23 protein-coding genes are annotated in these 20,738 nt (G+C 67.5%); 13 read left to right on the top strand and 10 right to left on the bottom strand.

Translation table 11 applies throughout. From position 1 onward, the window contains the following. Positions 1 to 77: 77 nt before the first annotated feature. Positions 78 to 779, top strand: a complete 702-nt coding sequence (locus tag RU01_RS05650; protein ID WP_042573575.1) for a TMEM165/GDT1 family protein — start codon at positions 78 to 80, stop codon at positions 777 to 779. Here the strand turns inward: RU01_RS05650 and RU01_RS05645 are convergent. Further along, the gene (locus tag RU01_RS05645) at positions 718 to 1,215 is read right to left on the bottom strand and encodes a nucleoside deaminase (protein ID WP_042573528.1); all 498 of its coding nucleotides are present in this window, start codon (positions 1,213 to 1,215) and stop codon (positions 718 to 720) included. The two genes, RU01_RS05650 and RU01_RS05645, sit on opposite strands and share 62 nt — an antisense overlap. A gap of 84 nt (positions 1,216 to 1,299) precedes the next feature. On the opposite strand from RU01_RS05645, the gene RU01_RS05640 reads away from it, so the two are divergent. Beyond that, the gene (locus RU01_RS05640) at positions 1,300 to 2,067 is read left to right on the top strand and encodes an SDR family NAD(P)-dependent oxidoreductase (RefSeq protein WP_042573574.1); all 768 of its coding nucleotides are present in this window, start codon (positions 1,300 to 1,302) and stop codon (positions 2,065 to 2,067) included. Between the two features lie 154 nt (positions 2,068 to 2,221). Here RU01_RS05640 and RU01_RS05635 read toward each other — a convergent pair whose 3' ends face one another. Next, on the bottom strand, positions 2,222 to 3,814 hold the full coding sequence (locus tag RU01_RS05635) for a TM0106 family RecB-like putative nuclease (RefSeq protein ID WP_042573527.1): 1,593 nt from the start codon (positions 3,812 to 3,814) through the stop codon (positions 2,222 to 2,224). 254 nt (positions 3,815 to 4,068) lie between these two features. On the opposite strand from RU01_RS05635, the gene RU01_RS05630 reads away from it, so the two are divergent. The 5 genes from RU01_RS05630 to RU01_RS05610 are packed head-to-tail and all read left to right on the top strand — an operon-like array spanning position 4,069 to position 7,401. Beyond that, complete coding sequence (locus RU01_RS05630; protein ID WP_042573526.1) at positions 4,069 to 4,707, top strand: DUF6474 family protein; 639 nt, start codon at positions 4,069 to 4,071, stop codon at positions 4,705 to 4,707. 19 nt (positions 4,708 to 4,726) lie between these two features. After that, a complete protein-coding gene (locus RU01_RS05625) occupies positions 4,727 to 5,236 on the top strand; it encodes a hypothetical protein (protein WP_042573525.1) in 510 nt (169 codons plus the stop codon). 57 nt (positions 5,237 to 5,293) lie between these two features. Then, on the top strand, positions 5,294 to 5,962 hold the full coding sequence (locus RU01_RS05620; RefSeq protein ID WP_042573524.1) for a YcnI family copper-binding membrane protein: 669 nt from the start codon (positions 5,294 to 5,296) through the stop codon (positions 5,960 to 5,962). A gap of 26 nt (positions 5,963 to 5,988) precedes the next feature. Next, positions 5,989 to 6,462: a copper resistance CopC family protein gene (locus RU01_RS05615; protein ID WP_082042922.1), complete on the top strand. Its 474-nt coding sequence runs from the start codon at positions 5,989 to 5,991 to the stop codon at positions 6,460 to 6,462. A gap of 3 nt (positions 6,463 to 6,465) precedes the next feature. Next, a complete protein-coding gene (locus tag RU01_RS05610) occupies positions 6,466 to 7,401 on the top strand; it encodes a copper resistance D family protein (RefSeq protein WP_042573522.1) in 936 nt (311 codons plus the stop codon). Here the strand turns inward: RU01_RS05610 and RU01_RS05605 are convergent, their stop codons facing one another. From RU01_RS05605 to RU01_RS05595, 3 genes are all read right to left on the bottom strand, one after another. Next, a complete protein-coding gene (locus tag RU01_RS05605) occupies positions 7,402 to 8,430 on the bottom strand; it encodes a hemolysin family protein (RefSeq protein ID WP_197074694.1) in 1,029 nt (342 codons plus the stop codon). It lies immediately after the preceding gene. Then, a complete protein-coding gene (locus RU01_RS05600) occupies positions 8,427 to 9,821 on the bottom strand; it encodes a hemolysin family protein (RefSeq protein ID WP_042573521.1) in 1,395 nt (464 codons plus the stop codon). The genes RU01_RS05605 and RU01_RS05600 overlap by 4 nt, the downstream gene beginning before the upstream one ends. A 137-nt stretch (positions 9,822 to 9,958) precedes the next feature. Beyond that, positions 9,959 to 11,503, bottom strand: a complete 1,545-nt coding sequence (locus RU01_RS05595; protein ID WP_042573520.1) for a succinic semialdehyde dehydrogenase — start codon at positions 11,501 to 11,503, stop codon at positions 9,959 to 9,961. Between the two features lie 152 nt (positions 11,504 to 11,655). On the opposite strand from RU01_RS05595, the gene RU01_RS05590 reads away from it, so the two are divergent. Beyond that, on the top strand, positions 11,656 to 12,447 hold the full coding sequence (locus RU01_RS05590; RefSeq protein ID WP_042573572.1) for a MerR family transcriptional regulator: 792 nt from the start codon (positions 11,656 to 11,658) through the stop codon (positions 12,445 to 12,447). On the opposite strand, the gene RU01_RS05585 is transcribed toward RU01_RS05590, so the two are convergent. Further along, positions 12,404 to 12,733: a DUF6480 family protein gene (locus tag RU01_RS05585; RefSeq protein WP_042573519.1), complete on the bottom strand. Its 330-nt coding sequence runs from the start codon at positions 12,731 to 12,733 to the stop codon at positions 12,404 to 12,406. The genes RU01_RS05590 and RU01_RS05585 overlap by 44 nt on opposite strands. Positions 12,734 to 12,738: 5 nt before the next feature. Here RU01_RS05585 and RU01_RS05580 point away from each other — a divergent pair, with 5 nt between their 5' ends. Both RU01_RS05580 and rraA read left to right on the top strand, forming a co-directional pair. Continuing rightward, the gene (locus RU01_RS05580) at positions 12,739 to 13,125 is read left to right on the top strand and encodes a DUF5313 family protein (RefSeq protein ID WP_042573518.1); all 387 of its coding nucleotides are present in this window, start codon (positions 12,739 to 12,741) and stop codon (positions 13,123 to 13,125) included. A gap of 29 nt (positions 13,126 to 13,154) precedes the next feature. Further along, the gene (gene rraA, locus RU01_RS05575) at positions 13,155 to 13,649 is read left to right on the top strand and encodes a ribonuclease E activity regulator RraA (protein ID WP_042573517.1); all 495 of its coding nucleotides are present in this window, start codon (positions 13,155 to 13,157) and stop codon (positions 13,647 to 13,649) included. On the opposite strand, the gene RU01_RS05570 is transcribed toward rraA, so the two are convergent. Beyond that, positions 13,640 to 13,867: an RNA-binding S4 domain-containing protein gene (locus tag RU01_RS05570; RefSeq protein ID WP_042573516.1), complete on the bottom strand. Its 228-nt coding sequence runs from the start codon at positions 13,865 to 13,867 to the stop codon at positions 13,640 to 13,642. The genes rraA and RU01_RS05570 overlap by 10 nt on opposite strands. Continuing rightward, a complete protein-coding gene (amaB, locus tag RU01_RS05565; RefSeq protein WP_042573515.1) occupies positions 13,864 to 15,366 on the bottom strand; it encodes an L-piperidine-6-carboxylate dehydrogenase in 1,503 nt (500 codons plus the stop codon). Before amaB ends, RU01_RS05570 begins: the two co-directional genes overlap by 4 nt. Before the next feature lie 85 nt (positions 15,367 to 15,451). On the opposite strand from amaB, the gene lat reads away from it, so the two are divergent. From lat to RU01_RS05550, 3 genes are all read left to right on the top strand, one after another. Then, positions 15,452 to 16,762, top strand: a complete 1,311-nt coding sequence (gene lat, locus RU01_RS05560) for an L-lysine 6-transaminase (protein ID WP_156148803.1) — start codon at positions 15,452 to 15,454, stop codon at positions 16,760 to 16,762. Positions 16,763 to 16,807: 45 nt separating this feature from the next. Then, positions 16,808 to 17,620: an alpha/beta fold hydrolase gene (locus RU01_RS05555; RefSeq protein WP_042573513.1), complete on the top strand. Its 813-nt coding sequence runs from the start codon at positions 16,808 to 16,810 to the stop codon at positions 17,618 to 17,620. Between the two features lie 120 nt (positions 17,621 to 17,740). Further along, positions 17,741 to 18,526, top strand: coding sequence for an SDR family oxidoreductase (locus tag RU01_RS05550; RefSeq protein WP_042573571.1), 786 nt, complete (start codon positions 17,741 to 17,743; stop codon positions 18,524 to 18,526). Positions 18,527 to 18,535: 9 nt separating this feature from the next. Here RU01_RS05550 and RU01_RS05545 read toward each other — a convergent pair whose 3' ends face one another. Next, positions 18,536 to 19,345, bottom strand: a complete 810-nt coding sequence (locus RU01_RS05545) for an IclR family transcriptional regulator (protein ID WP_197074693.1) — start codon at positions 19,343 to 19,345, stop codon at positions 18,536 to 18,538. A 48-nt stretch (positions 19,346 to 19,393) separates the two neighbouring features. After that, positions 19,394 to 20,434 carry an NAD(P)H-dependent flavin oxidoreductase gene (locus RU01_RS05540; protein WP_231568604.1) on the bottom strand — a complete coding sequence of 347 codons (1,041 nt, stop codon included), beginning with the start codon at positions 20,432 to 20,434 and terminating at the stop codon, positions 19,394 to 19,396. Positions 20,435 to 20,738 lie beyond the last annotated feature (304 nt).

Genomic DNA, 20,738 nt, shown 5'->3' with positions numbered 1-20,738 from the left:
CGTACTTCCGAGTGCGCCGAGCGCCGGCCGTGAACTCCCCTCGCAACGGTCTGCGCGTCCTGCCCTGGAGGTTTCCCGTGTTCGCCGCGCTGCTGCTCAGCTTCGGTGTCATCTTCGTCGCCGAGCTCGGTGACAAGTCACAGCTGATGGCCATGACCTTCGCCTTGAAATATCGCTGGTGGGTCGTCATCGGCGGCATCACCGTCGCCACGACGCTGGTGCACCTGGTGTCCGTCGCCGTCGGCCACTACCTGGGTGTCGCCCTGCCCACCCATCTGATCGGCATCGTCGGCGGCATCGCGTTCCTCGTCTTCGGACTGTGGACGCTGCGCGGCGACAGCCTCGACGACGACGAGGCCTCCAAGGCCGACCGCGTCACCAAGTCCGCCTTCATCGCCGTGGCCTCCGCGTTCTTCCTTGCCGAACTGGGAGACAAGACGATGCTCGCGACCGTGACGCTGGCGTCGGACAACGACTGGGTGGGCGTCTGGATCGGATCGACGTTGGGCATGGTCGCCGCAGACGCCCTGGCCATCATCGTCGGCGCGACGCTGGGCAAGCACCTCCCCGAGCGCCTCATCACCCTGGGCGCGGCAACTCTGTTCTTCGTGTTCGGCGTCTGGCTGATCCTCGAAGGCGTCTTCCCCGGCTCACCGGTCGGCCTGATCGCGGCGGCCGTCGTGCTCGTCGCCGGCATCGCATTGACGACCTGGCGGCTCAGGCGCTCTCCGCAGGAAGACCGGCGTTCCGACGATGAAGCGATCGCATCTCCGCGCTGACCTCGTTTACCGGGCCGTGGACTCGGATCGACGGCGCGACCTGCTGGATCGGTAGCGCCGCCACCGGGCCCGCGTCCAACGACCATTCCTCCCGCCACGCCGTCAACTGCGCGCCCGTCACCGCGACGACGATGTCGCCGAGCCCCACCCACGCGTGCGCCGCCGAGCACATCGGGCAGTGCTCCCCCGACGTGTAGACCGTCGCCGACGATCGAGCCTGCGCATCGAGGTTGCGGACGGCCCACTCCACGATGGTGAACTCCGGATGCCGAGTCGCGTCGCCGCCACCCGTTCGGTTGCGGTCCTCGAACAACACACGACCGTCCGAGTCGACCAGCACCGACCCGAACGGCTCGTCACCGGCCTCTAGGGCTTCGCGCGCGAGTTCGACGCAGCGGCGGACATGGTGCAGATCGATCGAACCGAGAGACGACATGTGTCCAGTGTGGACCACCGACTAGGGTTCCTTTTCAGTGAGCGGCCGGTAACCGACATGGTCGTCGAACGAGAGGACACGGCAGTGGAGATCGCAGGAACAGCAGCATTGGTCACCGGAGGCGCCTCGGGCCTCGGCGCAGCTACAGCGAAGCGCCTCGCCGACAACGGCGTCACCGTATTCGGCCTCGACCTGCAGCAATCCATCGACAAGGCCGGCGACTCCGTTCCCGACGGCGTCACCCTGATCGCCGCCGACGTCACCAGCGACGAGGAAGTCCGCGCAGCGCTGAGCCAGATCGGTGAGGCAGGCGTTCCCCTGCGCATCGTGGTCAACTGCGCCGGTGTCGGTTGGGCGGGTCGCATCCTGTCGAAGAAGGGCGTCCACGACCTCGAGCTCTTCCGCACCGTCATCACCATCAACCTGCTCGGCACCTTCAACGTCATGCGTCTGGCAGCGGACCACATGCAGTCGCTGCCCACCGTCGACGAGGCCGGCCAGCGCGGCGTCATCATCAACACCGCCTCCGTCGCGGCCTTCGAAGGACAGATCGGTCAGATCGCGTACTCGGCATCCAAGGGTGGCGTGCACGGCATGACCGTTCCCGCGGCGCGCGACCTCGCGCAGTTCGGCATCCGCGTCAACACCATCGCCCCCGGAATCGTCGACACCCCGATGCTCGCCGGCGTCACCCCGGAATACCGCGCCGGCCTCGAGGCGGGCGTCCCGTTCCCGTCGCGCCTGGCTCAGCCCACCGAATACGCGCAGCTCGCACAGATGATCGTCGAGCACGACTACCTCAACGGCGAGACCATCCGCATGGACGGCGCGCTCCGGATGGCGCCGCGCTGACCTCCGCGACAACCGCGGAGAAAATCTTCTCCGACTCGACCCATCCGTCACCGGTACTGGGACGAATCACATCTCGAGACGCTCGTCGTCGCTGCCAACCCCCGACTGGTAGCGACGGCGAGCGTTTCACTTCGTTACACGGTGGGCGAGCGTTTCACTTCGTGGAGGTCATGGCCTCACGGGACCGACGCAGGGCATCGACCGTCGGAATCTCATCCGCCGCGCCGTCGTTCATCCACACCCGCAAGGCGCGCGTCGCCTGGACATCGTCTTCGTTGTATTCGAGCAATCGGGTGCGCTGCGTGTCGTCCACAGGTCCTTCGTACCCGACCGCCTGCCGGTACCAGACCATCGACGCTTCGCCGCCGGCCTCGTCGTCGCGCCACGTGAACCCGGCTACGGGAGCAACCTTCTTGAGCCCCTTGCCCGACGGACACACGAAGTTGTCGGACACCGCGATGTACATGTCCACCCAGTCCGGGCTGTCGATGAACGCGCGGACTTCCGCTTCCGTGGGTACACCCGGCATGCCGACGAACCTGCGTGCCGAGTTCAGCAGCCACTTGTCCTCGGCCGCACGCGAGTAGCAGTACGCGGCAAATGTCAGGCCTCGGGCATGGGCGTCGTCACGCACGGACTGCAGCCATGTCCAGAACTCGGCGAACGAGCGACCCTCGTCCATGGTCGGCACGGGCTCCCAGGTGACGAAGGCCCGGTACTCCGGGTCGGTGCCGTCCCGCCTGTCCAGCAGCGTGCCCCACATGTAGGCACCGTGTTCCTGGTAACTCTCCATGTCGACATCGACCTCGACGTCGGCGCGATGGACGGTGACCTCGTCGAGGCGCCGGACCAGCGGGAGATCGGACAGCCACGCCTCCGCGATGACGACGGTGTCGGCGAAGTCCCCGTGCGGCCACTCCTCCGGCGGTCCGGCGGTCCAGGTCGCGAGGTCGTCGATGGTTCGGATCCCGGCCGAGCGCAGGGCGTCGGCTCGAGACCCGGTCGCCACCAGGCTGACGTCGTGGCTCTGGCGGAGTGCTTCCCCGCACTCGTCCCACCAGGGACAGGAGCGGCACTCGGACACCTTGGACGGCACAGTGACGGCCTCGCCCGCGGCGATGGCGGCGCGATCGGCGAAACGGGTGTCGTACTCGCGCGACACGGCCGCCAGATCGTGCACCAGCACGACCTCGGCGCCGAAGCCGATGACCCCTGCCGTGGCGGACGCGCCCGCGTGCCCGATACGTGCGAGCAGCCGGTGGATGTGCACACCGCCGAGCTGGTCACGCAATTGGGCACGGACCTTCCGAGTGGCGTCGACGGCGGGAGCCCACGTGTCGAACGGCGTGGTCACGGCACCGCTACCCGGATCCGTCACCTTGTGATTGACGACGAGGACCGGGATGTACCCACCTGCCGGGTCTTTGACGAGCATGTCGCAGCGACCACGCCGTCCTGCGTCCTCGTCGTCCGCGAACACCGCGTTCCAGATGCGCTCGACACCCGCGTCGCACGCGCGACGAGTCGCACTGACCTGCAGGTGGCGCGGCATGGACGGCGACACCACGACCCAGGCGTCGGGATCGGCGGAGACCAGGGACTCGCGAACCGCGGCTCGGTAGACAGTGGCCGCTTCCCGACGCATCTGGGCGCCTGCGTTCTCCGCGGTGCCCGTGAGCAGCGACCGGTAGGCCGTGTCCAGGTACACCCGATGGCGGCACCGCGTGAGCGACGACGCGTCGACCATCGAGCGGCCGAGGGCCGGTCGGGATTCACCGGGAAGGCCGGAGGCCGGTCGAGAGGGACCGGGAAGGCCGGAGGCCGGTCGAGTGGGACCGGGTGAGCCAGGCGTGGACATATTTGCAGCGTAGATCCAGGGGGTGACACCTCACGCGGATGCAGACATCCCGAGTGGGACCGATAGGCTGGCAGCAAGTATCGCGACGCCTGTTGTTCGATCGAACGGGGCGTCCTTCTCGGACACGAAGGGGCACGTTCACCATGGCTCTGCGCAAGAAGCGTTCTCGCCGTGCGACCCGGAAGGCCGAGGCCAAGGCACTCCGCCACAAGGCAGGTCTCGAAGCGAAGTACGGCGCTCGCAACGACCGTAAGCACCTGAAGAAGCTGGCGAAGAACGATGCGAAGGCGCTCGCCAGCCAGCAGAAGGTCGATCAGGCCCACATCAAGACTCTCGCGGCTCGCGAGAAGGCGGCGCGCGAGGGCAAGGTCAACGCGGCGAAGGTGCGCAAGTACATCGGTATCGGCCGCGTTCTGGCGCCGGTTCTGGTTCCGATCGCCTACCGCGCGGCCACGCTCCTGCGTGGGCAGCTGGATCAGTACCGCGCCGGTCGTATCGGCGTGCCGGTCCAGGAACTGGGCCAGTACACCGGGCACGGTGCGAAGCTCAGCGCCCGGATCGTCGGCGCGGAGAAGTCCGTGGCCGAGGTGTCGGCGGCGAACAAGGACAGCGAGACCGCGGCGTTCGCCGACGCGATCCGTGGACGTCTGACGCAGCTCACCACGGCGGTTCATGCCGCCGAGCAGATGCCGCCGTCGCGTCGCAAGCTTGCTCACGGTGCGATCGCGGACGAGCTGGACGGCATCGAGGCCGACATCCTCGCGCGCCTCGGCGTCCGCTGACCCGACCGGCGTCGAAGCAATGAGCACCGGCCGCGGGAGTGGTTTCCGCGGCGGAGCTGTGGGCGCACTCACCGCGGCCCTCGCTGTCGCTGCTCACGGGGCCGGCGGCGGTGAGATTCCGGGATCCGACTCGCTGACCTTCCTTCTCGTCGCGTCCCTCGGGGTCGGCGTTCTCGCCGGCAGTGTCGGCACGGGACGCTCCGGCCGTCTCGCGCTGCTGCCCTGGCTCGCCGGAGGACAGGTCGTCGCGCACCAGGCACTCGCACTGGCTGCCGACCACTCGCACCCGGTGGGCCTGTCGATGCTGACTGCCCACGCCGTCGCGGTCGGTGTGTGCGCTCTTCTGCTGGGCGCGGCCGAACGGCTGCTGCGAGCCATCACATCGGTCCTCCGCAGACCCACCCGGTCGTTCACTCCCCCACCGCGTCGGGCGACGATCTCCGCTACCGCGCCGCTGGGGATGCCCACACCCGTCCCCGCGCTGACTGCGGTATCGAGACGAGGCCCGCCGTCGGTGTCCACACCCTGACGTCGATTCACCCGGTGCTCGGCGCCGGTTCACCTCTCTTCTCTAGGACACAACCACATGAATAGTTTCTCCACGCGCGCCCTCGGAACGGGCGCCCTCACCGCGGCAACCCTGATGGCAACGGCCGGCATCGCGTCGGCGCACGTCGTCGTCTCCGCACCCGACGCAGCGCAGGGCGGGTACACCGTCCTGTCCTTCCGCGTTCCCACCGAGTCCGACACGGCGTCGACCACCGCGGTCACGGTCGAGCTTCCCGCCCTGACGTCCGCCCGGACGCAGCCCATGCCCGGCTGGACGTCCGTCGTCCAGAAGGGCGCCGACGAGAAGGCCACCTCGGTCACCTGGACCGCCGATCCCGGGAATCCGGGAGTCGGGCCGGGACAGTTCCAGCAGTTCCTGCTCTCGGCGGGGCCCCTGCCCGAGGAGGAGAGCGTGTCCTTCCCGGCAGCCCAGACCTACAGCGACGGTGAGGTGGTCCGCTGGGACCAGCCCACTCCCGAGGACGGCACCGAGCCCGAGCTGCCCGCGCCCACACTGACTCTCGCCGAGGGATCCGACGATCACCACGGAGCCCCGTCGGTGACCGCCGCGTCCTCCGAGACCTCGACGGCGACGGCGGCATCGTCGGACACCACCGCGCGGTGGTTGGGCGGCGTCGGCCTGGTCCTCGGTGCCCTCGGTGCGGCTCTGGGAATCGGAGCGACCGTTCGGAGTCGACGCTCGTGAGACGTTGTGTCGCAGTGTTGCTCACGATGTTCGTCGCGTTGATCCTCGGAACGTCATCGGCGTCCGCGCACTCGGTCGTGGTCGGCAGTTCACCGGAGAACGAGTCGTCGGTGGATGCGGGCCCTGCGGAAGCGACCGTCACGTTCAACGAGGCGGTGCAGTCGGATTTCGCCTCGCTGACAGTGGTCGGGCCGGACGGCAACCTGTGGTCGGAAGGTGACCCTCGGGTGTCCGGTTCCACGGTCGCCATCGATGTCCGCGAGCTCGGGCCGACCGGGATGTACACGATCGCGTATCGCGTCACCTCGGCGGACGGGCACCCGGTCAGCGGTACCCGCACCTTCGAGCTGACGACGGCCGGTAACGGAACACCGGGCGCAGCAGCCGATTCCGATGCGTCCGGTGCATCGGGAGGCGGCGTTCCACTGTGGCCGTTCCTCGTCGCGGCAGCGGTGGTGTTCCTCGGCGGACTGGCGTTCGCACTGCGGAAGAAGGACTGACGGATGGCCGGGACGACTGCGCGGCCCTGGTGGCCGGCCGTGGTCGTTCCGGCCGCTCTCGGTGGGGTCCTTCTGGCATGGGTGCTCGCCGTCGACCCGGTCCTGATCGACACCGGCATCCGGAGTGTCGCCGATGTCGCGGGTGCGGTGCTGCTGGGCATCGGGCTGCTGACACTGCTCGCGCAGCATTCACGCCACGTCGACACCTCGAGAGTCTGGCGTATCGCCGCTGTCACAGCGGGATGCTGGGCGGTGTGCGAGGCAGCGTTACTGGTCTTCGGCGCCGCACGCTCGGGAGCGGTTGCTGCCACCGATCTTTCGCTCGCGATGTTCGTCGACTATCTGCAGAACATCGCCGGGGGACGGATCGGCACCGCTGTCGTGGTGGTGTCCGTGGCGATGACGATCCTGGCCACCACGACCGTCCGACTCGATCTCGACATCTCCGGCATCGTCGTCGTCGTCCCGACCTCGATAGCCCTCATCGTCCGACCCATGACGGGACACATGTCCCAACAGCCCGCCGGGGCGCTGCTCGTGGCTCTCCACGTTCTCGCCGCATCGATCTGGTTGGGTCTTCTGCTGGCGATGGCCGTCGCCCTCCGCACGCGAACGGCGTGGGCCGAACTCCTGCCGCGCTATTCGACGATCGCGCTGTGGTGCGTCGTCGTGGTGACGATCACGGGTGCCGTCGACGCGGCGGTGCGCCTGGGATCCCTCGACGCACTGACCGGAACCGATTACGGCCGACTGGTTCTCGCGAAGACTGCGCTGGTGGTCCTGCTCGTCGCTGCCGGTGGGTGGCAACGACGGACATGGGTGCGAGAGATCGGTTCGCACCGAACCGATGCGGCGGTCTCGATCAGGCGAGCCGTGACAGAGACCGCCGCGATGGCAGTCGCTTTCGGAGTAGCCGCCGCACTCGCGACGACCGCGTGATCACGCGGGTTGCGGGTCCGCGCTCGGAAGAAGTCTGACCAGGACGTCCGACATCGTGATCACACCGAGGACGCGCGATCCGTCACGCACCACGGCCAGATGGTTACGGGTCTCACGCATCTCGGCCAACGCCACGTACACCGGAGTCGCTGCCGCGAGCTCGAACGCGGGTCGTACGAACTCGGCGATCGACCGTGCCGGGTCCGCTTGCAGCGTGTCCCGAACGTGCACCACGCCGGCCACGTCGCGACCGGAGTCGCCCTGTCGGCCGACGAGAATGCGAAGGTGCCCCGTCCTCAACGACGCGTCGCGCACGTCGGACACCGATGCCGTGTCGTTCACCACCGTGGGTACGGAGGTGTCGTCGACGAGGTCGGCGACGGTCAACTTCTGCAGTTCGAGTGCCCCGACGATCTGGTCGGAGTACCCCTTGTCCAGCGATCCGACGCTGACCGAGTGCGCGACGAGTTGCTCGAGCCCGTCCGGATCCTGACCCGACACCACCTGGTCGGCCGGCTCGACGCCCGCCTTGCGCAGGCACCAGTTGGCCATCCCGTTGAGGGAGATCAGGATCGGCCGCGTGAACCACATGAACGCGCGCATCGGCAGTGCCAGCAGCGTCGCCGACTTCTCGGGATGGGCGATGGCCCACGACTTCGGAGCCATCTCGCCGACGACGAGGTGCAGGAACGTCACGACGATGAGGGCCAGCACGAAGCCCAGGACGTCGGATGCCCAGTAGGGCAACCCGATCGATTCGAACAGCGGCCGCAGCCAGTAGTGGACGGCGGGCTTGGTGAAGGCACCGAGAGCCAACGTGCACAGCGTGATCCCGAGTTGGGACCCGGCGAGGAGCACGGTGAGCTCGGTCGAGCTTCGCAAGGCCGCACGAGCCGAACGTGACGTCGCCGCTGCATCTTCGAGCCGGTGACGCTTCGCGGCCAGAAGTGCGAACTCCACGGCGACGAAGAACGCGCTGGCGGCGATCAGTCCGACGGTGACCACCAGGAACACCCAGATGTTGCTCATCGTGCGGCCTCCGTCTCGGACGTCGTCGCAGCGTCGTCACTGTCGCGCTCGCCCACCTCGAGGGTGAGTTCGGACGGAACGTGATTGTCGATCTCGCGTACCTCGATGGTCAGGAACCGGCGCGGCGGTTCGGCGTCCGCGGCGAGATCGCCGTGGTCGAGCGGCAGGTCGAGCCTGATGATGTCGCCGACCTCGGGCAGTGAGCCGTGCGTGCTGATCGCGAGACCGGCGATGGTCTCGAAATCTCCTTCGGGCAGGTCGCGCCCCAACGCACGCTCGATCTCGTCGAGATGGACGTCGCCGGCCACGGTCCAGACACCGTCGTCGCCCTGCACGGGCTCGGAGCCGTCCATGTCGTCGTGCTCGTCGGTGATCTCGCCGATCAGTTCCTCCGCGAGATCCTCGAGTGTGACCACTCCGGCGAACGAGCCGTATTCGTCGATCACACAGGCCAATTGGTTCTTCGAGGCGCGCAGCTCGTCCATCGCATCGGGGAGCATCTGACTCTCCGGCACGATCAGCGCGTCGCGGGACAGAACCGATACCGCGGTGTGACCCGGCAGGTCCGTGGCGAGGATGTCGCGAAGGTGGACCACGCCCTCGATGTCGTCGTCGACGGTCAGCACCGGGTACCGCGAGTGCTCGACGCTCATCAGCGCACGAACTTCGGCGATGGTGGAGTCGACGCGTACGACGGCCACCTTCGACCGCGGAATCATGGCGTGTCCCGCTGTGCGGGTGGGGAAGTCGAGGATGCGGTCGAGAAGCGTCGACAGTTCCTCGGGGAGGTCACCGCTGCCGCGACTTTCGGCGACGATGTGCTCGAGGTCGCGCGGGGTGGCCGAATGCTCCACGTCGTGCACCGGTTCGATCTTCAGTGCCTTCAACAGCAGATTCGACGACGCATCGAAGATACGGATGAGCCACCCGAAAAGCTTGAGGTAGATCGTCGTCGACAAGGAGAGCCATCGTGCGACGGGTTCCGGCCGAGCGATGGCGAAGTTCTTGGGGAAGAGCTCACCGAAGAGCATCTGCACGAACGTCGACACGACCAGCGCCGTGATCGCTCCCACAGCGAGGCCGATTCCGCTGGGGATACCGACGCCGCCCAGGATCGTGCCGAGGGACTGCCCGATCAGCGGTTCGGCGAAGTTACCGACGAGCAGCCCGGTGACGGTGATGCCGAGCTGCGCACCGGACAGCATGAACGACGTCCGCCGGGTCACCGCGAGGGTGCGCTCGGCGACAGTGTCACCGTCCTTGGCCCGAGCTTCCAGGCGGGAGCGGTCCACAGTCATGTAGGCGAACTCTTGAGCGACGAAATAGCCTGTCGCAGCTGTGATTCCGATAACCACGACGAGGCCGAGCAGAAGTGTCAGCACTGCGCTCACGTGCCGGTCACCGCCCGTGTCGTGTCGAACACTACGTGGGGAGCCATGACCGGCCCGGGTCTGTCGCTGTCCATTCGTCCTCTGTCGCTGCGGGTGTTTCGCCCGATTCTACGGCACCCGCAGCGACAGGAACGTCACTAGCGTCCGGGGACGTACTTCAGCGCGCGGATGAAGATCGGGAGCGTCTTGGCCCAGAGCTTCGGCGGCAGACGTCGACCACCGAGGTTGATGAGCCGCGTGGTCGACACGGTCTGGGACTCGGTGTACTTGAGGATGCCGTCCGGTCCGTGACGACGACCGACGCCGGAGACACCCATTCCGCCCATCGGCGCGCCGGTGCTTCCCCAGGTCGGGGCGTATCCCTCGTCGACGTTGACGGTTCCCGCATGCAGACGCGCGGCGATGGCCTCGCCCTGCGACTTGGTCTTGGCCCACACGCTGGCGTTCAGGCCGTAGTCCGTCGCGTTCGCGCGGGACACGGCCTCGTCGACGTTCGCGACGGGGTAGATGGACACCAGCGGACCGAAGGTCTCGGTGCCGTAGCACTCCATGTCGTCGGTGACCCCCGTCAGGACGGTCGGCTCGTAGAAGAGCGGGCCGATGTCGGGTCGAGCCTTGCCACCCGCCACGACGGTGGCGCCCTTCACCTTGGCGTCGTCGACGTGGTTGGAGATGGCCTTGACCTGGTCCTCGGAGATGAGGCTGCCCATCTCGACACCGAACTCGTAGGTGGCGGCAAGGCTCATGCGGCGGACGCGCTCACCGAACGCGGCCGTGAACTTGTCGGCGATCGACTTCTCGACGTAGATGCGCTCGATCGAGATGCAGAGCTGGCCGGAGTTGGAGAAGCAGGCACGCACCGCGGCGTCGACCACCTCGGGGATCTTGGCGCCGGCGGCGACGATCATGGCGTTCTTGCCGCCGAGCTCGGCCGAGAACCCGATGAGACGGCGTCCGGACTGCTCCGCGAGCAGCTGCCCCGTGGCCGTGGATCCGGTGAACATCAAGTAGTCCGCGGTGTCGACGATCGCGGTGCCGACGACGGAGCCCGGGCCCGGCACGACGGCGAACAGGTCGCGGGGAAGACCGGCGCGGTAGAGCAGTTCGACGCACGCCAGAGCGCAGTAGGGGGTCTGGCTGTCCGGCTTGAGGACGACGCCGTTGCCGGCGAGCAGTGCGGGAATGGCGTCGGACACGGCCAGGGTCATCGGGTAGTTCCACGGCGAGATGATGCCGATGATGCCCTTGGGCTGGTAGTTGACCTGCGTCTTGGTGAGCACCGGCAGCATGCCCTTGACGCGCTTGCTCTTCAGCAGACCCTCGGCGACCCGGGCGTAGTGCCGTGCCGTCATGGCGATGTCGAGCACTTCCTCCTGAGCCGCGGAACGGGACTTGCCCGTCTCGGCCTGGGCGAGGTCGATCAAGGAGGCGCGGTGCTTCAGGATCAGGTCGCGGTACTTGTGGAAGATCCGGGCGCGCTCGCCGGCCGACGTGGCGGCCCACTTCTTCTGCGCGGCGCGGACCTTCTCGTTGGCGGCCAGGACGTCGTCGCGGGTGCCCACGGGAATGGTGGCCATTTCGCGTCCGGTGAAGACTTCGATGACCGGCTTGGTGTCGCGGCCAGGGGCCACCGACGCGAGTGCTGCTAAACGAGTGAAGGTGTCTGCAGTCGGCGCTGACATTCTGGGCCCCCTGGCGCGAAATGAGTGTGACGATGATTGACGGGTAGTGCCGTCGATATCGACACGGTACGCCAGTCGTGCGCGAGCTCACACCCCGTCGCGGAGAATGGAGACTTGACCCTCACGCAACGGGAGGCATCACAGTGTCCGGTGTGAACGATGCACTCACGGTCGGACAGGTCGCACGGTTGGCGAACGTCAGCGTGCGCACTCTGCACCACTACGACGCCCTGGGCCTGGTGGTTCCCGGCGGCCGGACCGAGGCGCAGTACCGCGTCTACTCGTCCGCCGACGTCGAACGGCTCTACGCCGTGCTCGCCTACCGCGAACTCGGCTTCCCGCTCGACGAGATCCGGACGCTTCTCGACGCACCCGACGCCGACGCCGTCCATCACTTGCGGCGCCAGCGCGCCGTCCTGGGCCACCGCATCGCTCACCTGACAGCCATGGCTCGCGCCGTGGACACCGTGATCGAGGAGAAGACGATGGGACGAGACTTGACGCCGGAACAGCAGCGCGCCATCTGGGGCGACGACTGGGTCGGAGAGAAGTACGAGGACGAGGCGCAGGAACGCTGGGGCGACACCGACGCCTGGGCGCAGAGCAAGGAACGCACGTCAGCCATGACCGAGACCGACTGGCGGTCGATCAAGAGCGACACCGACGCCCTCGAAGCCGACCTCGCCGCGGCCATGAGCCGCGGAGTGCTGCCGGGCAGCCCCGAGGCCGACGCGCTCGCCGAACGGCACCGCGCGTCCATCCAGCGCTTCTACGACTGCGACCACGACATGCACGTCTGCGTCGCATCCATGTACGTCTCGGACGACCGGTTCCGTAGCCACTACGAGAAACGAGCCACCGGGCTGGCCCGGTGGCTCGTGGATGTGGTGGAGGCGAACGCTAGAAAAGTCCCGCGATCCGCGCCACCAGCCCGAGAGCGATGAGGACGACGATCACGCCGATAGCGACCAGGAACACGATGGCGGGCGCCCTGGTGCGCTGCGGCGGCTCGTGGTTGGGACCGGCTGCGGACGTCGACATGGGAGGCGTGTCGCCCGGCTGCACTCCGCCGCCGGGCTCGAGGCCCGCGGTCTCCGCCGGGTCGGGGTTCTGCCCGTCGTCGTAGCCGGGAACGGGAGAGTTGTTGTCGGAAGCATCGTTCTTCGGGGTGGTCTCGCTCGGGGATTCGTCACTTCTGCGACCTGCGGTGCCGCCCTGACTGGTACTCATAGCTCATGGGTTCCCCCGACACGACACGTCCAACCGGCCTCGAGTACGTCGGTTATCAGTTCGGACGCACACTTCCCCCGTCCATGCAGGACTGGGTGAGGCGCGATCTGGTCGGGCCGGGATCCACGACGCGCTACATGGTGCGGTTCCTCGTGCCGGCCGTGCCGCTGCTCGCCCTGTTCCTGCTGATACCCGGTCCACTGTGGATCCGGCTCGCGATGATCGCGTTGCTTCTGCTCCCGTTCGTCTACTTCGCGTTCGCGCTGATGAACGTCTACCGACGGCATCGTCTGCTCAGCCACGGTCTGGACCCGGCACTGATCGGCGCGAAGGCGCAGCAACGTGTCGACGACGTGCGGGACGACTACGAACGTCGGCACGGCCGCGCCTGACGGCGGAACCCCCGCTAGCCTGTCCAGCCATGAGCACCTTCATCGCGACAGCGGACCTCGCCGACTCCATCGGACCCGACATTCGCAGCTGCGATACGCAGTTCCGTCAGCTGGGCGCGGTGTCCGAGTTCTGCGGACCCATCACCACCATCCGGTGCTTCCAGGACAACTTGCTGGTCAAGCAGACATTGTCCGAGCCGGGCAACGGCGGCGTCCTCGTCGTCGACGGTGACGCCGGCGTCCATACGGCTCTGGTGGGCGACATCATCGCCGGTCGCGGCGTCGACAACGGCTGGGCCGGCGTCATCGTCAACGGCGCGGTCCGCGATTCGGCGATCCTCCGGACTCTCGCGATCGGCATCAAGGCGCTGGGCACCAACCCCCGCAAGAGCACGCAGACCGGGTCCGGGGAGAAGAACGTCACCGTCGAATTCGGCGGCATCACCTTCGTGCCCGGCGAGTTCGTCTACAGCGATGACGACGGAGTGGTCGTCGTCTCCGAACCGCTTCCCGATCAGTCCTGAGCGCCCACCCGCGCGGACACTCCGCCGACGGTGACCACATCGTCGGCGCGGAGTTGGCGGCCTCGCCGTAGTTCGGTCTCGCCGTTCACCTCGACCAGGCCGTCGGCGATGACGGCCTTGGCTTCGGCTCCCGAGTCGATCAGGTTGGCCAGCTTCAGGAACTGACCCAACCTGATCACCTCGTCGCGGATAGGAACGACGTCGATGTTGTCGGTCACAGGAACGTCACCCCTTGTGCCAGCGGCAGCTCCGAGCTGTAGTTGACGGTGTTCGTGGCGCGCCGCATGTACGACTTCCAGGAATCGCTGCCGCTTTCCCGGCCGCCGCCCGTCTCCTTCTCCCCACCGAACGCGCCACCGATCTCCGCGCCCGACGGGCCGATGTTCACGTTCGCGATACCGCAATCGGATCCCGACGCGGACAGGAAACGCTCGGCCTCCCGGAGATCCGTCGTGAAGATCGACGACGACAACCCCTGCGGAACGTCGTTGTGGACGGCTATCGCCTCGTCCAGATCGGAGTACGTCATGACGTACATGATGGGGGCGAACGTCTCTCGACGCACCACCTCGGTCTGCGACGGCATCCGGACGATCGTCGGCTGCACATAGACACCGGCCTGCGCGCCTACCCGCTCGCCTCCGACCACGACGGTCCCGCCCTCGGCGACCGCCTGCTTCAGCGCCGCCGCGTACCCGTCGTAGGCAGCCTCGTCGATGAGCGGACCCACCAACGTCGACGCCTCCAGAGGTGACCCGATGGGCAGCGAGGCATAGGCGGCGGACAACCGCTCGACCAGGACGTCCGCGATCGACTCGTGGACGATGACGCGTCGCAACGAGGTGCACCGCTGACCGGCGGTTCCGGCTGCGGAGAACACCAGACCGCGCACCGTCAGATCGAGATCTGCGCTCGGGCAGACGATGGCGGCGTTGTTGCCGCCCAGTTCCAACAGGACGCGCCCGAACCGGGCCGCGACGCGGGGCGCCACCTCGCGGCCCATCCGCGTCGACCCGGTGGCGGAGACCAGGGCGACCCTGGCGTCGTCGACGAGCGCTTCGCCGGCGGCGCGCTCACCGATCACGAGTTGTGCGAGCAGGGGCGACACACCTGCTCGGCGGGCGGCCTCTTCGAAGATCGCCTGCACGGCGAGGGCGGTGACGGGCGTCTTCTCCGACGGCTTCCACACCACGGAGTTGCCGGTGACCAGGGCGAGGACGGTGTTCCAGGACCAGACGGCCACCGGGAAGTTGAAGGCCGTGACGACGGCGACCACTCCCAGCGGATGCCACTGTTCCATCATGCGGTGGCCGGGCCGTTCGGTGGCGATGGTGTTGCCGTACAGCTGGCGGGACAATCCGACGCCGAAGTCGCAGATGTCGATCATCTCCTGCACTTCGCCGAGTCCCTCGCTGACGATCTTGCCCGCCTCGATGGAGACCAGCTCGCCCAGCGCGGCCTTGTGTTCGCGGAGCAGTTCGCCGATCTCCCGTACGAGCCCACCTCGTACCGGCGCAGGAACCGACGACCACTGCGAGTACGCGTCGGACGCTGCGTCGACGACCGCTCCGATGTCCTCGGTGACAGGGACGTGGCCGAGGACGTCACCGGTGATCGGACTGGTCGCCGGCAGGCCGCCGTCCTGTGCGAGCGGCGCGGCACCCATCGCGGCGAGCAGCTCGGACGTGCGCGTGGACAGATCGGCGGTCGATGTCATGGCTCCATTGTCTCCGATGGTCGTTACCGGATATTTTCCGGCGTTACGGTTGTTGGACGATAATTTATCGCGTAGTTTGCCATTCATGACGCAGGTACTGCCAACTCGCCCCGACTCCGTCCACGACGTTCTGTCCCGTCACATCCTCGCGGACGGGTTCGACATGGTGCTGGATCTGGCTCGCTCGCAGGGATCGACTCTCGTCGACGAACGCACCGGCGAGCACTACCTGGACATGTTCACCTTCTTCGCCAGTAATGCCCTCGGCATGAACCACCCTGCCCTCGTCGACGACGCCGAGTTCCGGGCCGATCTCCTGACGGCTGCGCTCCACAAGCCGAGCAACTCCGACATCTACACCGAGCCGATGGCCCGGTTCGTCGATACGTTCGCGCGCGTCCTGGGCATCGCGGAGATGCCACACCTGTTCTTCGTCGAGGGCGGGGCCCTCGCGGTGGAGAACGCACTCAAGGTCGCGTTCGACTGGAAGAGCCGCCTCAACGAGTCACGCGGACTCGACCCCGCACTCGGCAGCCGGATCATGCATCTGGAGCACGCGTTCCACGGCCGCTCCGGGTACACGATGTCCCTGACCAACACCGACCCCGTCAAGGTGGCGCGGTTCCCCAAGTTCGACTGGCCGCGCATTCCGTCTCCGTACGTGCGCGACGGTACCGACATGGATGCCCTCGAGTCACTGTCCCTCGCCGCCGCTCGCACTGCCTTCGAGGCCTACCCGCACGACATCGCGGCGATCATCGTCGAACCGATCCAGGGAGAAGGCGGCGATCACCACTTCCGGCCCCGCTACCTCCGCGCACTGCAGGATCTGTGCCACGAGTTCGACGCGCTCTTCGTCGTCGACGAGGTGCAGACCGGCGCGGGTATCACCGGAACACCCTGGGCTCACCAGCAACTGGGCATCGAGCCGGACGTCCTGGCCTTCGGCAAGAAGACTCAGGTGTGCGGGATCATGGCCGGGCGCCGAGTGGATGACGTGCGGGACAACGTGTTCCGGGTCGGATCGCGCATCAACTCGACCTGGGGCGGCAGCCTGACGGACATGGTGCGGGCTCGCCGCATCCTCGAGGTCGTCGAACGTGACGGGTTGATCGCTCGCGCGGCGCAGATGGGCGAGGTCCTGCGAACTCGACTCGACGATCTCGCCGCACGGCATCCCGCGGTATCCGATGTCCGCGGCCGTGGGCTGTTCCGCGCGTTCTCCCTACCCGACGGCGCCACCCGCGACCGCGTGATCGAACGGCTGCTCGTCGACGAGCACGTCATCATGCTCGGGTGCGGATCCCGCAGTGTGCGGTTCCGTCCCGCGCTGACCGTCACCGAGGAGGCGCTCGCGGCGGCCGTGGATGCGCTGGACGCGGTGCTCGGGACATAACTGTGTGTGCACGCCGGTGACAGGCACTGACGTAGTATCCGCCGCATGACTCTGAAGTACGACGTCGCGGGCACCGGCCCCACCCTTGTCCTGGTCCACGGCGTCGTACATCGCCGCCAAGCATGGGATGCCGTTCTGCCTCTGCTGACTCCGTATCGACGCGTCGTCACCGTGGACCTGCCGGGCCACGGCGAGTCGGCACCACTGCGTGAGTCCGGTGAGAACGTTCTGGTGAGACTGCAGATCGAACTCACCGAATTCGTCCGGGAGGTCGAGGAACCGGATCAGCAGGTGCACATCGCCGGTAACTCCCTCGGCGGTTTCGTGGCACTGTGCCTCGCGGCGCAGGGAGAGGTGGCGTCCGCGACGGCGCTGTCCCCCGCCGGCTTCTTCCTGAACACCGCCGATCAGGCACGGACGATGGCGACCTTCCGCGGAATGCGCGCCATCGCCCGCACTCTCGGTGGTTCGGCGCCCACCGCGCTGAAGTCCCGTGCGGTGCGCTACCCGTCGTTGCTGCCGTTCTTCGCTCGCCCCAGCCGGGTCCCGTACGAGGCCGCCGTCGCCGACGTCGACTCCCTGACCACCAACGCCATGATCGACGCCGGAATCGACGCGCCTTTCGAATTCCCGACTCTGACAGAGCCTTTGGTGCCGGTCACGGTCGCCTGGGGTACGCGCGATCTGATCCTCCCGCGCTACCAGAGCCGCAACGTCCGACGCGTCTTCCCGCACGCGCGCATGATCTCGGTGCCCGGCGTCGGCCATGTGCCGATGACGGACAATCCCGAACTGATCGCCTCGATCCTGCTCGCGGGGAGCGAGAACGCTGCCGAGTCGAACGCCGGAGCGATCTAGGCCGACTCCATCTCTTCTCGCGGTCCTGACCGTTCTCAGACTGCGAGAACGACCCTGGACGACGATCACGGAGCAGGTGTGATCTGGGTGGGAATCATTCACCGAGTCAAGGAGGACTCCATGAGCGAGAACCCACGCGTTGCCGTCGTCACCGGAGCTGCCCGCGGAATCGGCAAGAGCATCGCCGAACGCCTCGGCCGAGACGGCCTTCACGTCGTCGTGGCGGACCTGTCCGGGTCGAAGGCCGGTATCGACGACACAGTCGAGACGATCACTGCGGCCGGAGGTATCGCGACCGGCGCAGAGGTCGACGTCGTGGACGAGTCGTCGGTCGACGCTCTGGTGCGCACCGCGGTCGACGCGGGTGGAAAGCTGGACGTCTTCGTCGCCAACGCCGGCATCGCACAGGTCGAAGAACTCTTGAAGTACGACAGCGCGGACTTCGACAAGATCTTCGACGTCAACGTCAAGGGCGTCTTCAACTCGTACCGCGCCGCCGCCAACCAGTTCATCGCACAGGGCGGAGGGGGCAAGATCATCGGCGCCGCGTCGATCGTCGCGTTCCGCCCCTTCGCGCTTCTCGGTCCTTACTCGGCGACGAAATGGGCCGTTCGCGGTCTGACTCAGGCCGCGGCCATGGAATGGGCCGAGCACGGGATCACCGTCAACGCATACGGACCCGGCATCGTCGGCACCGCGATGTGGGACTTGATCGACGAGAAGCTCGCAGCGAAGCACGGGCAGCAGAAAGGCGAAGCATTGGCAGAGAATGCCCAGTCGATCCTGCTGGGCCGGGTGTCCGTACCCGACGACGTGGCCAAGCTCGTCAGTTTCATGGCCTCCCCGGATTCCGACTACGTGACGGGTCAGACGATGCTCGTCGACGGCGGTATCCAGTTCTCCTGATGCGCAGGATCAGCCGGTACGCAGCCACCGGCTGATCTCGTTCGCGGTGGACCGTAGTGCGCGCTCGACCTCCGCCGCACGCCTACGGTCCACTTCCCGGTCGGGTGTACTGATCGCCACGGCACCGGTGACCGCCCCGGACGCGTCGTGCACGGCCACCGCCGCACATGCCGTCGACGGCACGAATTCCTGCCGCTCCCAGGCAACTCCGCGACGCGACACCTCGGCGAGATGGCGTGCGAGTTCGGTGCGATCGGTGATCGTGGTGGGGGTGAGCCGCTCGGTTCCGTGGCTGTCGAGGTATTCGGTAGCGTCCTCGAGGCTCATCGCCGCCAGCAGGATCTTCCCGAACGCCGTGGCGTGACCCGCCTCGTGGAAACCGAAGTTCATCGGGGTGATCCGGGGGTGCGCGGGGCAGTCCACCACATGCGCCACGACGACGTCGACACCGCGATACACGGCGTAATAGCTCGCAGCGCCGACCAACTCGTGCAACTTCGCGATGCGCCGGCGAACCGACGCCGGTACGCCGACCTGTCGGTGCAGACTCACACCCAGTCGATCGAGCTTGTACCCCAGCTCGAACCGCTTCGCTGCCTTGAGATGTACGAGGTACTCGCACCCGACCAGAACCTGGAGCAGCCGGTACGTCGTCGGGATGGGGAATCCGAGAGCTTCGGATACTTCCCTGGCGCTGGCGCCGCCGCGGTCTGCGACCACTTCGAGCACTGCGAGCGTCTTCTGCACCGTGGCAACCCCGGCGTTGCCGGCACGCCCGGGTCGAGAGGCGGTCGCGCCGGTCGTGATGTCGTCGAGCACCATTACATTCTCGCGTATTTCCGCCGCTGCGATAGTGAGACGGCGGAACTAGGCCGACTCCATCTCCGCGACGACGCGTGCCACGATCTCGGCGGCGGGCGCGGCGGTGACGGCGCGCCAGCCGGTTCCGGCCCACAGGTTCGGAACGTCCGCGCGGCCGGCGGCCGTCGCGGCCTTCCTGATGGGACCGGTGATGGCGTTGACGTCGGGATACCCGGCGGGTGCGGTGTCGGTGTGCGTCTGTGCGAACTCGTTCTCCAGCCCGCGGGCAGGCCGACCCGAGAATGCCCGCGTGACGACGGTGCGTCGATAGCGCCCGTCGAGCAGCGCGGCACGGTGGACGTCGGTGGTCCCGGCTTCGTCCGAGCACAGGAACGCGGTGCCCATCTGTGCCGCGACCGCCCCCAGTCCGAGGGCGGCGACCACGGCGGACCCGTCCATGATGCCGCCGGCGGCGATCAACGGGACCTCCACCGACAGCCCGACGGCGACGAGCAACGACGCCAGCGACATGGCGGGTCCGCCGCGCATCGACGAGGTGTCGTCGGTGAACACTCCGCGGTGACCTCCCGCCTCGCTGCCCTGAACGACGAGCATGTCGGCGCCGTCCTCGACGGCCATCTGCGCCTCGGCCACCGAGGTGACAGTGCCGACCATCAGGGCGCCGATGTCGTGAACTCGTCGGGTCAGCTCTGTCCCGGGACGACCGAAGGTGACGGACACGGCCGCCGGCCGGTGCGCGCAGACGACGTCCACGACATCGTCGATGTCGTCGGCGCCGGGCGTGGCCGGGCCTGGCTCGACACCCAGTTCGGCGGCAAGCGCGGTCAAGGACTGGCGGTACGCCTCCATCTCGTCCGCCACGGCGATGTGCGCTGACGGAAGAAACAGGTTGATTCCGTACGGCGCGGACGTCAGGGTCTCGAGCTCGGTGAGCCGCTCGTCGAGCTGCTCGGGGGTCAGCAGAGCGCCGGCGAGGAACCCCAGTCCGCCGGCGTTGCTGACGGCAGCGGCGAGAGCCGGAGTCGACGGACCACCCGCCATGGGCGCGAGGACGACGGGCAGGCGTGCGGGAAACGACGCGGTCACCCGCCGATCGTAGTGGCCGGACCACGCGGGATTCCAGGGTGCGAATCCGAGCATGTACCGGTTAACGCCCACACAAACAAACTGCACGTACACTGGAGTCGCACATAACACTGCCCGTACCGTCATCACGGCGTCGAAAGTGTGCACACACCGCGTCGGGGGCCGCACGAGAGACTCGAAGGAGTCCAGCTTCATGCCTCATCCGACCCACCGTCCTCGGACGCCCCTTCCTCGGGCGTACCGGGAGCAGCGAGTGCAGGGTCGTCACAGTGGCTCCCGCGGGCGACGGACATCGACGCGATCG

This window comes from Rhodococcus sp. MEB064 (assembly GCF_000834565.1).
Lineage (GTDB): Bacteria > Actinomycetota > Actinomycetes > Mycobacteriales > Mycobacteriaceae > Rhodococcoides.
This window is presented reverse-complemented; position numbering and strand designations above follow the sequence as displayed.

Excerpts from the sequence above, each read along its gene's own strand:
- lat (WP_156148803.1), top strand. The coding sequence starts at position 15,452 with ATGACGCAGGTACTGCCAACTCGCCCCGACTCCGTCCACGACGTTCTG.
- amaB (WP_042573515.1), bottom strand. The coding sequence starts at position 15,366 with ATGACATCGACCGCCGATCTGTCCACGCGCACGTCCGAGCTGCTCGCC.
- RU01_RS05550 (WP_042573571.1), top strand. The coding sequence starts at position 17,741 with ATGAGCGAGAACCCACGCGTTGCCGTCGTCACCGGAGCTGCCCGCGGA.
- RU01_RS05595 (WP_042573520.1), bottom strand. The coding sequence starts at position 11,503 with ATGTCAGCGCCGACTGCAGACACCTTCACTCGTTTAGCAGCACTCGCG.
- RU01_RS05610 (WP_042573522.1), top strand. The coding sequence starts at position 6,466 with ATGGCCGGGACGACTGCGCGGCCCTGGTGGCCGGCCGTGGTCGTTCCG.
- RU01_RS05605 (WP_197074694.1), bottom strand. The coding sequence starts at position 8,430 with ATGAGCAACATCTGGGTGTTCCTGGTGGTCACCGTCGGACTGATCGCC.
- RU01_RS05635 (WP_042573527.1), bottom strand. The coding sequence starts at position 3,814 with ATGGTCGACGCGTCGTCGCTCACGCGGTGCCGCCATCGGGTGTACCTG.
- RU01_RS05630 (WP_042573526.1), top strand. The coding sequence starts at position 4,069 with ATGGCTCTGCGCAAGAAGCGTTCTCGCCGTGCGACCCGGAAGGCCGAG.
- rraA (WP_042573517.1), top strand. The coding sequence starts at position 13,155 with ATGAGCACCTTCATCGCGACAGCGGACCTCGCCGACTCCATCGGACCC.
- RU01_RS05645 (WP_042573528.1), bottom strand. The coding sequence starts at position 1,215 with ATGTCGTCTCTCGGTTCGATCGATCTGCACCATGTCCGCCGCTGCGTC.
- RU01_RS05615 (WP_082042922.1), top strand. The coding sequence starts at position 5,989 with ATGTTCGTCGCGTTGATCCTCGGAACGTCATCGGCGTCCGCGCACTCG.
- RU01_RS05620 (WP_042573524.1), top strand. The coding sequence starts at position 5,294 with ATGAATAGTTTCTCCACGCGCGCCCTCGGAACGGGCGCCCTCACCGCG.
- RU01_RS05625 (WP_042573525.1), top strand. The coding sequence starts at position 4,727 with ATGAGCACCGGCCGCGGGAGTGGTTTCCGCGGCGGAGCTGTGGGCGCA.
- RU01_RS05585 (WP_042573519.1), bottom strand. The coding sequence starts at position 12,733 with ATGAGTACCAGTCAGGGCGGCACCGCAGGTCGCAGAAGTGACGAATCC.
- RU01_RS05580 (WP_042573518.1), top strand. The coding sequence starts at position 12,739 with ATGGGTTCCCCCGACACGACACGTCCAACCGGCCTCGAGTACGTCGGT.
- RU01_RS05555 (WP_042573513.1), top strand. The coding sequence starts at position 16,808 with ATGACTCTGAAGTACGACGTCGCGGGCACCGGCCCCACCCTTGTCCTG.